The organism is Psychrobacillus antarcticus, from assembly GCF_029533155.1.
Taxonomy (GTDB): Bacteria; Bacillota; Bacilli; order Bacillales_A; family Planococcaceae; genus Psychrobacillus; species Psychrobacillus antarcticus.
The window spans coordinates 1-13,188 of sequence record NZ_JAIZDB010000036.1 but is presented as its reverse complement, the minus strand read 5'-3'; the positions used below and the strand labels follow the sequence as shown (position 1 = coordinate 13,188).

The following is a 13,188-nucleotide window of genomic DNA, read 5'->3' as shown; positions in this document are numbered from 1 at the left end:
TTTTAACTCTCCGTTTCGATTAGTGTTTTACCTGTCATTTCAGGCGGTGTTTCTATCCCTAATAAGTGTAACATGGTTGGAGCCAAATCGGCTAAAATTCCGTCACTTCTCAGGGTTGTGTTTTTCGTTGTGACAATCACTGGAACAGGATTTGTCGTATGGGCTGTCATTGGCTGCCCTTCCATCGTTGTTACTTCATCAGAATTACCGTGATCCGCTGTAATAATTGCATGTCCACCCTTAGCTAAAATTGCATCGACCACCTTACCCAAACAATCGTCAACTACTTCAATAGCTTTAATCGTCGGTTCTAGCATTCCACTATGTCCCACCATATCGGGGTTAGCAAAGTTTAAGATGATTGCATCAAATCGATCATTTGCAATTGCATCCAACAGAGCATCCGTAACTTCATAAGCGCTCATCTCAGGTTGCAAGTCATATGTAGCAACTTTTGGTGAATTGATAAGTATTCGCTCTTCTCCGGGGAAGGTAGCTTCTCTGCCACCACTCATGAAGAATGTTACATGCGGATATTTCTCCGTCTCAGCAATACGTAATTGTGTTTTCCCATGTTTTGAAAGAATTTCCCCAACGGTATTGTAGAGATCCGCCTTGTCGAACACCACATCTGCCACCACATCATCACTATAATGGGTAAACGTTACAAACTTTAAATTCGTTGGATGTTTGTCGCTTAAAGGTAGACTATCAAATGATGGCGTGTTTAGGGCCAACGATAATTGAATAGCACGGTCCGGACGGAAATTAAAGAATATAACCGCATCATTCGTATCAATCGTTACAGCAGGCTTTCCATCTTCCTCAATAACGAAAGGAACAACAAATTCATCTACAATATCCTCTTCATAGGAAGCTAAAATACCAGCTGATGCCGATTCTGCAGTTTTACCTAAGCCATCCACTATAGCTTTATATGCTAGTAGAACTCTCTCCCAGCGTCGATCGCGGTCCATTGCATAGTATCTACCACTAATGGATGCAAATTTCCCTATCCCGATATCCTTCATTTGTTGCTCTGTTTCTGCTATATAACCAATTGAAGTTCGAGGACCTACGTCGCGTCCATCCAAAAAACCATGGACAAACACGTCTTCCAGCCCTTGTGCTTTTGCGAGCTTCAATAAAGCAAATAAATGCGTATAGTGACTATGAACGCCACCGTCCGAAAGTAAACCCATTAAGTGTAATTTCCCGCCTGTTCGCTTCACATAGTCAATTGCAGCTAAAAGCTTAGGCTCTAAGAAAAATTCACCTTCACGAATGGACTTGTGAATGCGAGTTAGGTTTTGATAGACGACTCTGCCTGCACCAATATTCAAATGACCAACCTCTGAATTACCCATTTGACCTTCTGGTAAGCCAACTGCTTCTCCAGAGGCCGTCAATGTTGCATTCGGAAAGTCGCTCCAATATCGATCAAAATTAGGTTTGTTTGCTTGAGCAACTGCATTACCAAAGGTTTCATAACGCAATCCGAACCCATCAAGAATGATTAGTGCTACTGGACTTTTAGGCATTTGCACCAGCCTCCAATAATTTTACAAAAGAATCTACTTGTAAGCTTGCTCCTCCTACTAGCGCACCGTCAATATGCTCCTTAGAAAGAAGCTCTACAATATTTTCCGGTTTCACACTACCGCCGTATTGGATGCGTACACTACTCGCCACTTCTTCTCCGTACCCATCTAGAATAGTTTCACGAATGGCTTGGCATACGTCATTTGCATCATCTGCAGTAGCCGTTTTGCCAGTTCCAATCGCCCAAATAGGTTCATACGCAATAATGGAATGGATTAGTTGTTCCTCTGTTAATCCTTCAATTGCTGCCATTACTTGGTTGGAAACGATCGTTTCAGTTTCATTTTTTTCACGCTGTTCTAATGTTTCACCTACACAAATAATTGGTGTTAGTTTATTTGCAAAAGCAGATTTTACTTTATTATTGACAGCTTCATCAGTTTCATTGAAATATTGACGGCGTTCAGAGTGACCAATTACAACATATTCTACTCCTAGGTCCTGCAGCTGATGACCACTAACTTCACCAGTGAATGCTCCCTCGTTGTCCTCGTGCATCGTTTGTGCACCTATAGAAACGAAAGAACCTTTTGTCGCTTGAACAAGCTGATCTAAAAATAGCGCTGGAGCACAGATTACTGCATCAACCTTTGTGCTATCCACTTGCTGTTCTTTTAACTGAAGTGCAAATTCCTTTGCCTCCGCAAGTGTTTTATACATCTTCCAATTCCCTGCTATTACTGGTTTACGCATATGACATCTCCTCCATTACTTATCGTTTAAAGCAGAAACTCCTGGTAAATCCTTGCCTTCCATAAACTCTAAGGAAGCACCGCCACCAGTCGAAATATGATCCATCTTCTCGCCAACGTCGAACTTTTCTACAGCAGCTGCAGAATCGCCGCCTCCGATAATCGTATAGCCAGCTGTTTCAGCCATGGCATTTGCTACAGCTTTTGTACCTTCTGCAAAAGCATCCATTTCGAATACTCCCATAGGGCCATTCCAAATAATTAACTTACTATTTTTAATAACATCCGCGTAAAGTTCTCTTGTTTTTGGACCAATATCTAATCCCATCCAATCAGAAGGGATCTCAGTTATATTTACAACTTTTGTATTAGCATCCTTTGAAAATTCATCCGCCACTACTACATCAACTGGCAAATAGAAAGAAACACCTTTTTCCTTTGCTTTTTCAATAAAGCCTCTCGCAAGTTCGATTTTATCTTCTTCTAGTAGAGATGTTCCAATCTCATGGCCTTGCGCCTTCGTAAATGTATACGACAAGCCACCACCTATGATAATATTATCTACTTTGTCTAATAAATGATCGATCACACCGATTTTATCCTTTACTTTTGCCCCACCGATAATGGCAGTAAATGGACGCTCTGGCTCCGCTAACGCTTTGCCTAATACATCTAACTCTTTTTGCATTAAAAGCCCTGACACAGCTGGAAGTAGTTTTGCGATACCTTCTGTCGTAGCATGTGCACGATGCGCAGCACCAAATGCATCATTTACAAAGACATCTGCAAGCTTTGCAAAGGATTTTGCAAGCTCTGCATCATTTTTTTCCTCACCGGCATGGAAACGGACATTTTCCAATAGAACAATGTCTCCGTCTTTCATTTCTGAAACTGTATGCTCTACAGATTCTCCGATGGATTCCTCTAATTTTTTTACTGGCTTATCCAAAAGTTTTGCTAAATGCTCTCCAACCTTAGTCAAACGTAAATCTTCCTTCACTTCACCTTTAGGTCGTCCCATATGGCTTGCTAGAATCACTTTCGCACCCTGTTCGATTAAATAATTGATCGTTGGTAGTGCTGCACGAATTCTTGTATCATCCGTAATAGTCCCATCTTCCATTGGCACGTTGAAGTCTACACGACAAAACACACGTTTTCCTTGTAAAGCCACATCGCTCATTGTTTGTTTTACCTTCATGAGATAAGCCTCCTTATTTTTTGAAAAGCGCAGGCGCCTATTCAAGCACTGAGAAGCGTTGGAAGAATGACGGTAAAGGCGTCTTTTGCCTTTATCCGTCATTCTGAAACGTCTCGAGGTGCTAGGTGCCGGAGCTAGACAGATATTCTGCTAAAAAAAGGAGCTAGGGGTAATCCCTGGCTCCTTTACCCTCTTTCATTATAGAGGTAATACTATCGATTTGCCACGTAAAATCACATTCAACTTATGTGTTTTTCGTAGTCAAATACGAAAACCTTATAGTCCTTTACTAGCCATAAGTAATGCTAGGTCGATACAACGAGCTGAATATCCTGATTCGTTGTCATACCATGCTAATACTTTTACTAAATTATCTCCAAGTACCATTGTAGAAAGACCATCTACTGTAGATGAAGCTGTATTTCCGTTATAGTCTCTAGAAACTAATGGAATTTCGTTATAATCCATAATTCCTTTTAATTCGTTTTCAGACGCTTTTTTAAGTGCTGCATTCAACTCTTCTACTGTAACGTTTTTGTCTAATTCAGCAACAAAGTCAACAATGGAAACGTTTGGAGTTGGTACACGAACTGCCATACCATCTAATTTCCCTTTCAACACTGGAAGAACTTTAGCTACTGCTGCAGCTGCTCCTGTTGTTGTAGGTATCATAGATTCTGCTGCTGCACGTGCACGACGGTAATCGCTATGCGGCAAGTCTAGAATGCGTTGGTCATTTGTATAAGAGTGAATAGTTGTCATCATTCCACGTTTAATACCGAATTGATCTTGTAATACTTTTGCTACTGGCGCTAAACAGTTAGTAGTACATGATGCATTTGATACTACGTGGTCTGTTGCAGGATTGTATTGATCCGCATTAACACCCATCACAAATGTAGGCATATTATCTTTTGCTGGAGCAGAAAGGATAACTTTTTTAGCACCGGCTTCGATATGCTTACCAGCTTTTTCAATTGTGCTGAAAATCCCTGTACATTCAATTACGATATCTACTTGTTGCTCTTTCCAAGGTAATGCGGAAGGATCCTTTTCAGCGAACACACGAATGTTTTTACCGTTTACAATAAGGTAATCTCCTTCAGAAGAAACGTCTGCATTGAAAATTCCATGAACAGAATCATATTTCAATAAATGAGCTAGCATCGCCGCATCTGTTAAATCATTGATTGCTACTACTTCTAAGTCTTTTTGTTCTAAAGCTTCTCTGAATACTTTACGTCCAATACGTCCAAAACCATTAATCGCTAATTTTACTGTCATTTTAAATTCCTCCTAGTTGTTTTGTTCCATTATTTTCATCATTTCTTGTGCTGCACCTTCATCGGTTACTAAAACCGTTTGAGCTGGTGCTTGTTTAAAATATGATAAAAGAGCATTAGCTTTTTTAGTGCCTCCAGCTACAGCTAGAAGATGCTCCATATTTACTAATTGTTTTAGTTGAACCCCAATCGTGCGAATTCTGTGTACTGCTTCCCCTTGGTTATTAAAGTAATATCCAAAGGCTTCACTAACTGCACCAATTTCTTTCAAGCGTTGCATTTCTTCTAAACTTGAATTTCTTCGGCTAGCCATCTCCAGTGCATCCCCAATACCGTGAATGATAATATTAGTTCGCTCATAGAAATCCATCATTTCTTTTATAAATGGCTCATTTTTCATCGCAGAGTATGCTTCCTCACTCAAACTATCAGGCATATATAACGTTCGATAAGAACCACTCATTTTATTGGCAAATAGGGAGGCTATTGTATTGGCTTGAAACCTAACATCCTTACCTACTCCACCTCTTGCAGCTATAAATAAAAGTCGTTTCCACTTATCCGTTTGGTTAACGTAATTTGAAATGGAAGCAATCGTTGTTCCACCAGTAACAGCAATTATTGACTCATCCGATAAAATGCTTTCCAAATATTTAGCTGCTTCTTGTGACTGAAGCAATGCAGTATTTGAATTAGTATCTACATCTCCCGGAACAATTATCACTTCTTTTATATTTAAATAACTCGCAAGTGTTCGTTCGAGTTCCAATCTACCAGACCATTCTCGTACAACTTCTTTAAGCTCCATCAATAAATCATTTCCACTAGAGGTTATACTTGCCCCATCTCTGGATATTTCGATAAATCCTTGATTGCGTAAAAAGTCTAATTCTTTTCTTGTTTCTCTTTCTGATAATCCTAGAAGGTCTCCAATTACTCGTCGACCGTACCCTGGAGACAATTGAATCGTTTGGAGTATTCGATACCTTTTTTGTAACAAGATGCTCATCTCAGGCAAAAGCTTTAATTGAGCTTGTAATAACGAATTCATTTTTCGCATCCCAACTTAATGTGACGTTTTTGTCCCACTACCTACTTTTTTGTCCCAATCAATTAAAAAAAATAATTTCTAAATTAAGCTTACAATATTATATGCCCTATTGCAAGAATATGAGAGATTTTTGTGAACAAAATTATTTCAAAAATCTTACCTTGCGATTCTGGGTTTGGTTGTTACGATTAAGCATCCCTATCTTGCGATTTGGGACGACTCATTTGCGATTCTGCCGGAGTATCTTGCGATTAAAGCAATGCTTCCAAAATTGTGACGTAATCTACTTGCCCATATTGTATAATTTTATCTTCCAATTCGATGACCGGAATCATCAGCATATATTTTTCATGCAGAGTATCATCTTCTTCAATATTTACTTCATGTATATCAAATGCAACATCTTCTCTTACAAGCTTCAGCATAAGCCTTGCATCCTCACATAGATGACAGCCCGGTTTAGTGTAGAAATGAATAATCATTTATATCATCCTCTCATAAGTCGTTTGCTTTATTTATTATAATCTTTTTGAAGTTGTTAATCGCTAAAAAGGTTAAAATAAAAGCGATACTTTTTATTTAACCGTTCGTCTATAGCAATAAGGGGAGGTCAGAAGATGGAAATGGAACAGCTTTACAAAGAGCACAGCGATAGAGTTTATAGCTATATTTACTTTCTTGTCCGTCAGAAAGAGTGTGCCGAGGATCTTACACAAGAAACATTTTATAAAGCATATAAAGGTCTAAAATCTTTTAATGAGCAGGCTTCAACAACCACCTGGCTATTAAAAATAGCACGTAATGTCACCTACGATTATTTTCGAAGGAAAAAGATCGTACAATTTTTCACTTTCGAGAAAGGGCACGATATAGAAACAAAGTCACTATCCCCAGAGAGTCTATTTGAACAAAAGGAACAGCTTGCTAAAATGTATGACTCCTTAAGTAAACTGAAAAAAGACTATCAAGAGGTCCTAGTTCTGCGAAAGATACAAGAATGTTCTATTCAAGAAACTGCCTATATTCTTAGATGGACTGAAGCAAAAGTAAAGATGAAAATGACTCGTGCACTCGTAGCGCTTAAAAAGGAGTTTCACAAAGAAGGAGGTCATACAAATGGATCCATCAAAAGAATTTAATGAACTTTTTGGGAAAATGAAAGATGCGGAACGTTCAGAAGCAGCAAAGCGTAATACATGGCTAGCCTTAAAGGATCGTATAGAAACAAAGAAAAAACGCAATATTTTTCCCGTATTTATTTCATTAGCAATAATAGCTATTGCTTCGTTTCTACTCATTACTTATATAAATCCCTTAGAGACAGAGCAATCGGCTCATTCCAATAAAAATGAGGCAGTCATAAAAGCTGTATTAGAGAGAGAATATAATGGACCTGATATGGAGATCAATCGCTTATTAAACGAGTGGTGGAATTTACAAAGCGCAACGGAAACGAAAAACCAAGAGGAGTACAATCAACTTTTGGAATCAAAGGAAAACAAAGACTTCTTGAATTATTATCAAACTACGTTTGGTGAATATTTTACAGAGAATATGCTGACACACTCGATTTCGGAGAATTTGGTGTTAAAATACAATCATTATCTTATAGATAATAATATAGAAATGCGTTTAGAAAATGTCGAAATTGTACAAGAAAAAGCTCATCCCAATATCTATCGACCTATCATAGAGGTGTCCTTAACAAATAGCCAAGGACAGAAAATTTCCCATACAGTAAGAGAAGAATTTATCTTTTCCACATCAGAGCCTGGAAAAATCGGGAGCTATAATGGACTTAAAGATGGTGGAGGCTTAGAACTTCGTGAGAAAATAGAGAATTTTAACGGATATGTCGAAGATGATGTGGAAGTAAAAACACCGTTTATTGATGTTTCCTTCGATACGATTTGTTTCAATGGTCGTATGGCTGATCAAGACGATAAAGTAAAATTTAAATCTGGATGTACCTCTGATGAAAATAAAATAAATTCTATTTTGAAAAACTTTGAACATCTTCCTATAAAAGAAGTAACGGAGCAAGAAAGCGGCGAGAGGGCCAAAGCTCTTCCTGAAATGGATAATTATCATATTTACCTAACAAACAAGACTGATCTAAGAACTACATTGTATACTATTACATTGTACGTAGATGGTGTTCTGATGTTCGCTCCAGGTGATGATTTTGGAATTCTTGGTGACATCTCCACAGAACCTCATGTTGAGATATATCAAAAAATTAAAGCGATGCTAGATGAATTCGCTGAAAATTAATAAAAAACCAACTAATTGTTGGTTTTTTTATCAAATTTATTTACACTCTTAAATAACTTCATCTACTCATAATTTCAATATAAACTCTTCTTCCCCTTCATTGATATTGCCTGTTTTTCGGAATCCGACGCTTTCGTATAGTTTTATGGCTACTTCATTGTCCGGCTCTGTTGATAGATAAATTGTTTCACAATCATCCAACTGTTTCAGTTCGTCTAAGATTAACTGAACAACCTCTTTACCGTAGCCTTTCCCCTGACAGGTATAATCAATCATTAATCGGCATATCCAGTAATTCTTAGTATCTTCATCTAATCCATACATCGTGAAGCCTATAATCTTGTCATCTACTTCGACGCCTCTAACAGTCCAACCAGTCTCGTAAATCGATTGCACAATAGACAGCGCATTCGAGGCTACAAATTTTTCTACTACGGTCGCCTTCCCATCTTCATTAGTAGTCAAAAGAACCGTTCGCAACCAATTATCCTTATTAATCTCTATTAGTTTCATTCTAAATCACCCATTTCCCGCTTCTATACTATTTTAAATGAGAAAACACCCTATTTAGGATGTTTTCTCATTTACTATTTACCACTTGCGACCTGCTCCTCCACCACCTGAGCTACCGCCGCCAAAACCTCCGAAGCCACCACCAGAACTTCTTCCGCCTCCGCCTAAACCACCACCGAAGCTTCCGGGACCAAACATTCTAGTGCTATTACGCCTTCTACCCGAACCGGTACCACCACCGCCTCCAGACATCATCTTCATAATTAAATAAATAACTACTATGCCTACGATAATCTTTGGTAAAGAAATTCCACCATCTATAGGACCTGCAAGAGGAGAAGGTTCCTGTGGAGTTGCCAACTCACCATCCCAACCATATTCTGTAGCAACCTGATTATATAAAAGCTTATAAGTTGAAAGTATAGCCCCCGGTGCATCCCCTTGCTCTAAAAATGGGTATGTGTATTCATCTAATATTCTCCCAACTTTTCCATCAGGTAAAGCACCCTCTAAACCATAGCCGACGCCAATATAAACATCACGACCACCGACTTTGTTAGGGTCCATCTCCAGGATAAATAGGACGCCATTATCCTTCTCTTTATCCCCAATTCCATATCCACGCATCACATCTACCGCATATGTTGCAACATCCTGCCCTTCCAGGGACTCGACAGTCATCACAACAATTTGTGCACCAGTAGCATTTTCTAAGTTTTGTCCAAGCACTTCAATTTCCTGCTCCTGTTCTTCTGAAAGAACATCATAGAAATCCTGGACATATAGCTCTCCTGGAATTGCATCTGGATAATTAGATTTAGCGTGCGTTATGAACGGGAATAGTAGAGTCATTAGTAGCGCAAGTGAGATGGCACGTGCACTTTTCTTCATTACTCTCCAGCTCCTTCAAAATCGACTACTGGTGCTTCTTTTGCCCCTTCAGCTGCTTTGAAGTATTCCTTCTCATCAAAGCCAAACATAGACGCTACTATACTTCCTGGCATACGTTTTACCTTTTTATTGTAATCCGCAACAACTGTATTATAATCTTGTCTTGCTACAGAAAGTCTATTTTCTGTCCCAGCTAGCTCATCCATCAATTGTCTAAAGTTTGCATCTGCCTTAAGGTCTGGATAATTCTCTACAACAACTAATAACCGGCTCAAAGCTCCTGATAATTCATCATTCGCCTCTGCTTGTTCCGCGGGTGATCCCGCTCCAGCCAATTTAGACCTTGCATCCGCGATATTCCCAAGCACCTCTTGTTCATGTGCTGCAAAACCTTTCACTGTATTAACTAAGTTTGGTATTAAATCCATTCTTCGTTGCAATTGGTTCTCCACTTGCGCATACGCATTATTTACGTTTTCTTCTTTGTCTACAAATCCGTTATAGCTTGTCATAAATATGCCTGCAATAATAGCAATAATTACGATCATTATAATAATTGGTACTAGTAATTTTTTCATCGCGCTCACCTCTTTATTAATTATAGTATTATTGTACCTTTAAATCGAAAATACAAAACCTATTATTATTTACGGAATAAGGTCCATTAAGTTTCAAAACCTTAAGGAATGCAAATAAATTGGATGAATTTTCCGTTCCGCAAGTAAACAACGATTGAACGCCAGTATATGAAAAAAGATCGCAAGTAAATCGTTACTAAGAGCAAGTAAAGCATTCTGCTCCGCCGGTAAACCATCCAGCTCCGCAAGTAAGCGCACGATAGGGTTATAAGAATATTGAAATTTTGGCAGCGTCCTTGTTTAGTGAATTTGTACAATGGGAATGATAATAAAAATGTAATCTATCTTTTCATTCTAAAAACCGAGGTGATTTTGATGAGTAATTCACTACCACAAGATGCTGTGCATGCATTAGAACAAATTCAAGGGAAATTTCCTGGTTATCGTCGCGCTCATGCAAAAGGAGAATTTTATGAAGCTACTTTTACTCCAAATGGAAATGCAATTCCGTATACGATAGCAGCCCATCTACAGCAAGTACCAGTGCCTGCTACAGTCCGTTTTTCTAATAGCCCACCGGATCCTTCTGCCGCGGATTTCCTATCTCCCGCTAAAGGAATGTCGATCCATTTTCATCAACCTGACGGATCTACTAGTCACCAAGTGTGTACAACCGTCCCAATGTTCATAACGAAAGATCCAAAAACCTTTGTTGAAATGCTAAAGATTTTAGGCTCGCATAAAACTGGCATACATTCAATTGATTTAGGGCTAGGTATTGCACAACTGCTCACTACCTTCCCGGAACAAAAAAACACATTACTCGCACTAAAAGAACAGCTAAAACAACCACCTATAAGTTACGCAGCTTTAAATTACTACCCTATACATGCTTTCTATTTCGTAAATGCTGAAAGGAAGCGGCAAGCTATAAAATACGAATGGCATCCATTGAAGGAGGATAAGTCACCTTCAATCTTTAGCAGCATTAATTTGTCTAGCAATTACTTGAGCGAGGATTTAGATAAAAGGCTCGAAAAAGGGGTTAGCTCATTCGAATTATATATTCGATTAGCAGAGGACACCGATCTTACAGATGATCCTACCGACGTGTGGCCTGCCGACAGACAAAAAGTTTCAGTAGGTCAACTTACTATAACGAATAAAATATTTCCAACAGAAAGCCTCTTGTTCGACCCTACTATTGTTGGAAAAGGCATCGAGTTAACAGATGATCCAATTCTTCATTTTAGACATGAGGCGTATGCGGTATCGTACGATAGAAGAAATAAAGAAAACAAAAAAACACCCTAAACATATGGCACTGACTAACGTTTTTGAGACAGGAATAAAACACCCTATCATGCAGCCAATTGACGGTAATGAACCGGCGATTGGTTGTTTAGTTTCGTTTGAATACGGATATTGTTATAATAAGTAATGTATTCTTCGACGATTTGTATCACACGTGCATTCGTTGTGCGATAGATACCGTCGAGGTAGAACGTTTCAGACTTTAGCGTGGAATGAAACGTTTCGATTGGGGAATTATCAGCTGGCGTGCCTTTGCGGGACATGCTCATGGTAATTCCTTTTTCTTTGACTGCTTTTTGATAAGCATAGGATTTATAAACGGAACCTTGGTCACTATGCAGAATACACCCTTCTGGTAGCTCAGGCAATTGATGGAGCGTGTCCAAAATGAAATTGGTATCTTGTTTAAAACCGATAGTTTGCGCCACAATTTCCCCATTGTAGACATCGAGAATACTAGAAAGATACAACATGGATTGGCCATAAGGCAAGTACGTAATATCCGTTACTAGCTTCTCCAAGGGTTTAGATGCTGAAAAATCCCGTGCCAATAAATTCTGTGCAACGTATGCCGGCTGTCCCGTACGCTTGCGTTTCTTCACCTTCACTCGACATTGCCAACCATATTTTTGCATGATACTCTGCACAGTCTTCATACAAACTCCTGGGTACAGAGCGGCAATTTTTCGATAACCATATCGGAACTTATGCTGTTTGCACAAATCGCCAATCTGCTGATCTCGAATCTCCTTTTGTGTGGATTGATCCGCATTCTTTCTCCAACAATAGTAGGATGAGCGACCTACACCTAGATGACGACAAATCTCTCCAATTGGCATAATATCCTTTAATTCTTCGACTAATTGAATGACTACTTTTGGCGCCACTTCCTTTCCAATTCCTCGTACTTTTTTAAGACTTCAATCTGCTGTTTCAAATACCTATTCTCTGCCTGTAGTTTGGCTGTCTCACTTTCATATTCTGGTCCTTTACCGAAGGTATATTGTTTACCAACTGGTTGATGGAGCCGGTGGATTTCTCCATTTCGATACCATCTCATCCATGTTTTCAACTGCGTATAGTTTCGAATATTTAATTCTTCCATTACTTCTTTTACAGGTACCTTAGCCAATCGCATTTCAATAGCCTTCATCTTTACTTCTACAGGATAACTGATTCTTGTCACCATAAAAAATACACCTCCGCATTGAATTTAGGTATTGTATACCCGTTTTTCAACGAAAGGTGTTTTTATTTGTCTCATTTGTTTAGGTCAGTGCCTATTATGTTAAGAGTGTTTCTCAGCTTTTTATATTCCTTCGGCGAGGATCGAACTCATATTCCAAGCTTGGAGGCTTGTTTGTTATCCAATATCAAAACGCAATCAACTTAAATATGAGCAGTGGCATTTCTATTAGAAGGAACTAATTACGTGATTAATGTTGTGAGTGACCGTGTCCATGACTACCATAATTCCCATGAGACCATGGATAGCCATATCCCTGATTCATTGGGTAATATGGGTACGGTTGGTAATGCGGGTAATGTGGATGCTGCGGGTAATATGGGTAAAACGGGTAATATGGATAATGTGTATGCTGCGGATAATGTGGATACCTAGGATAGCCTTGATGATGATGATTCGGACTTTCTTCTCGCCATTCATTTCCATATGGTAAAACCAATCAACTTCACTCCTCATTCTATAATACACTCTTTTTAAAGTATGCATCTTTGTGATGAGCGTTTGGGTTAAATTTGGCTCCATTATTTTTTTTCCAAAAAAAAA

Annotated in this window: 14 protein-coding genes; 3 read left to right on the top strand and 11 right to left on the bottom strand. The window is 38.9% G+C overall.

From position 1 onward, the window contains the following. Positions 1–2: 2 nt before the first annotated feature. The 6 genes from gpmI to LDK52_RS16575 all read right to left on the bottom strand — a co-directional run bounded on the left by gpmI (position 3) and on the right by LDK52_RS16575 (position 6,311). The gene (gene gpmI / locus LDK52_RS16600; protein ID WP_277587056.1) at positions 3–1,541 is read right to left on the bottom strand and encodes a 2,3-bisphosphoglycerate-independent phosphoglycerate mutase; all 1,539 of its coding nucleotides are present in this window, start codon (positions 1,539–1,541) and stop codon (positions 3–5) included. Next, entirely contained in the window at positions 1,534–2,295 is a 762-nt protein-coding gene (tpiA, locus tag LDK52_RS16595; protein ID WP_277587055.1) for a triose-phosphate isomerase, read from the bottom strand. The genes gpmI and tpiA overlap by 8 nt, the downstream gene beginning before the upstream one ends. 15 nt (positions 2,296–2,310) lie before the next feature. Then, positions 2,311–3,477, bottom strand: coding sequence for a phosphoglycerate kinase (locus tag LDK52_RS16590; RefSeq protein WP_407081831.1), 1,167 nt, complete (start codon positions 3,475–3,477; stop codon positions 2,311–2,313). 294 nt (positions 3,478–3,771) lie between these two features. After that, positions 3,772–4,779 carry a type I glyceraldehyde-3-phosphate dehydrogenase gene (gene gap, locus LDK52_RS16585; protein WP_277587053.1) on the bottom strand — a complete coding sequence of 336 codons (1,008 nt, stop codon included), beginning with the start codon at positions 4,777–4,779 and terminating at the stop codon, positions 3,772–3,774. Positions 4,780–4,791: 12 nt separating this feature from the next. Then, entirely contained in the window at positions 4,792–5,829 is a 1,038-nt protein-coding gene (locus LDK52_RS16580) for a sugar-binding transcriptional regulator (RefSeq protein WP_277587052.1), read from the bottom strand. Positions 5,830–6,080: 251 nt separating this feature from the next. Further along, entirely contained in the window at positions 6,081–6,311 is a 231-nt protein-coding gene (locus tag LDK52_RS16575) for a glutaredoxin family protein (protein WP_277587051.1), read from the bottom strand. Between the two features lie 135 nt (positions 6,312–6,446). Between LDK52_RS16575 and LDK52_RS16570 the strand changes: the two genes are divergently transcribed. Together LDK52_RS16570 and LDK52_RS16565 are read left to right on the top strand one after the other, a co-directional pair. Then, complete coding sequence (locus tag LDK52_RS16570; protein ID WP_277587050.1) at positions 6,447–6,968, top strand: RNA polymerase sigma factor; 522 nt, start codon at positions 6,447–6,449, stop codon at positions 6,966–6,968. After that, positions 6,946–8,103: a hypothetical protein gene (locus tag LDK52_RS16565; RefSeq protein WP_277587049.1), complete on the top strand. Its 1,158-nt coding sequence runs from the start codon at positions 6,946–6,948 to the stop codon at positions 8,101–8,103. Before LDK52_RS16570 ends, LDK52_RS16565 begins: the two co-directional genes overlap by 23 nt. Before the next feature lie 66 nt (positions 8,104–8,169). Here the strand turns inward: LDK52_RS16565 and LDK52_RS16560 are convergent, their stop codons facing one another. The 3 genes from LDK52_RS16560 to LDK52_RS16550 form a co-directional block, all read right to left on the bottom strand. After that, a complete protein-coding gene (locus tag LDK52_RS16560; protein ID WP_277587048.1) occupies positions 8,170–8,616 on the bottom strand; it encodes a GNAT family N-acetyltransferase in 447 nt (148 codons plus the stop codon). Positions 8,617–8,694: 78 nt separating this feature from the next. Beyond that, positions 8,695–9,507, bottom strand: coding sequence for a TPM domain-containing protein (locus LDK52_RS16555; RefSeq protein ID WP_277587047.1), 813 nt, complete (start codon positions 9,505–9,507; stop codon positions 8,695–8,697). Beyond that, on the bottom strand, positions 9,507–10,085 hold the full coding sequence (locus tag LDK52_RS16550) for a LemA family protein (RefSeq protein WP_277587046.1): 579 nt from the start codon (positions 10,083–10,085) through the stop codon (positions 9,507–9,509). The genes LDK52_RS16555 and LDK52_RS16550 overlap by 1 nt, the downstream gene beginning before the upstream one ends. Before the next feature lie 375 nt (positions 10,086–10,460). On the opposite strand from LDK52_RS16550, the gene LDK52_RS16545 reads away from it, so the two are divergent. Beyond that, positions 10,461–11,399, top strand: coding sequence for a catalase (locus LDK52_RS16545; protein ID WP_277587045.1), 939 nt, complete (start codon positions 10,461–10,463; stop codon positions 11,397–11,399). 47 nt (positions 11,400–11,446) lie between these two features. Here LDK52_RS16545 and LDK52_RS16540 read toward each other — a convergent pair. Both LDK52_RS16540 and LDK52_RS16535 read right to left on the bottom strand, forming a co-directional pair. Then, positions 11,447–12,588 (bottom strand): IS3 family transposase gene (locus tag LDK52_RS16540; RefSeq protein WP_277587044.1). Its coding sequence is split into 2 segments (ribosomal slippage): positions 11,447–12,300 and positions 12,300–12,588, totalling 1,143 coding nucleotides; the frame shifts between segments, so codons are not numbered across the junction. A 318-nt stretch (positions 12,589–12,906) separates the two neighbouring features. Next, the coding region (locus LDK52_RS16535; RefSeq protein WP_277587043.1) for a hypothetical protein at positions 12,907–13,188 on the bottom strand (282 nt) is incomplete at its 5' end.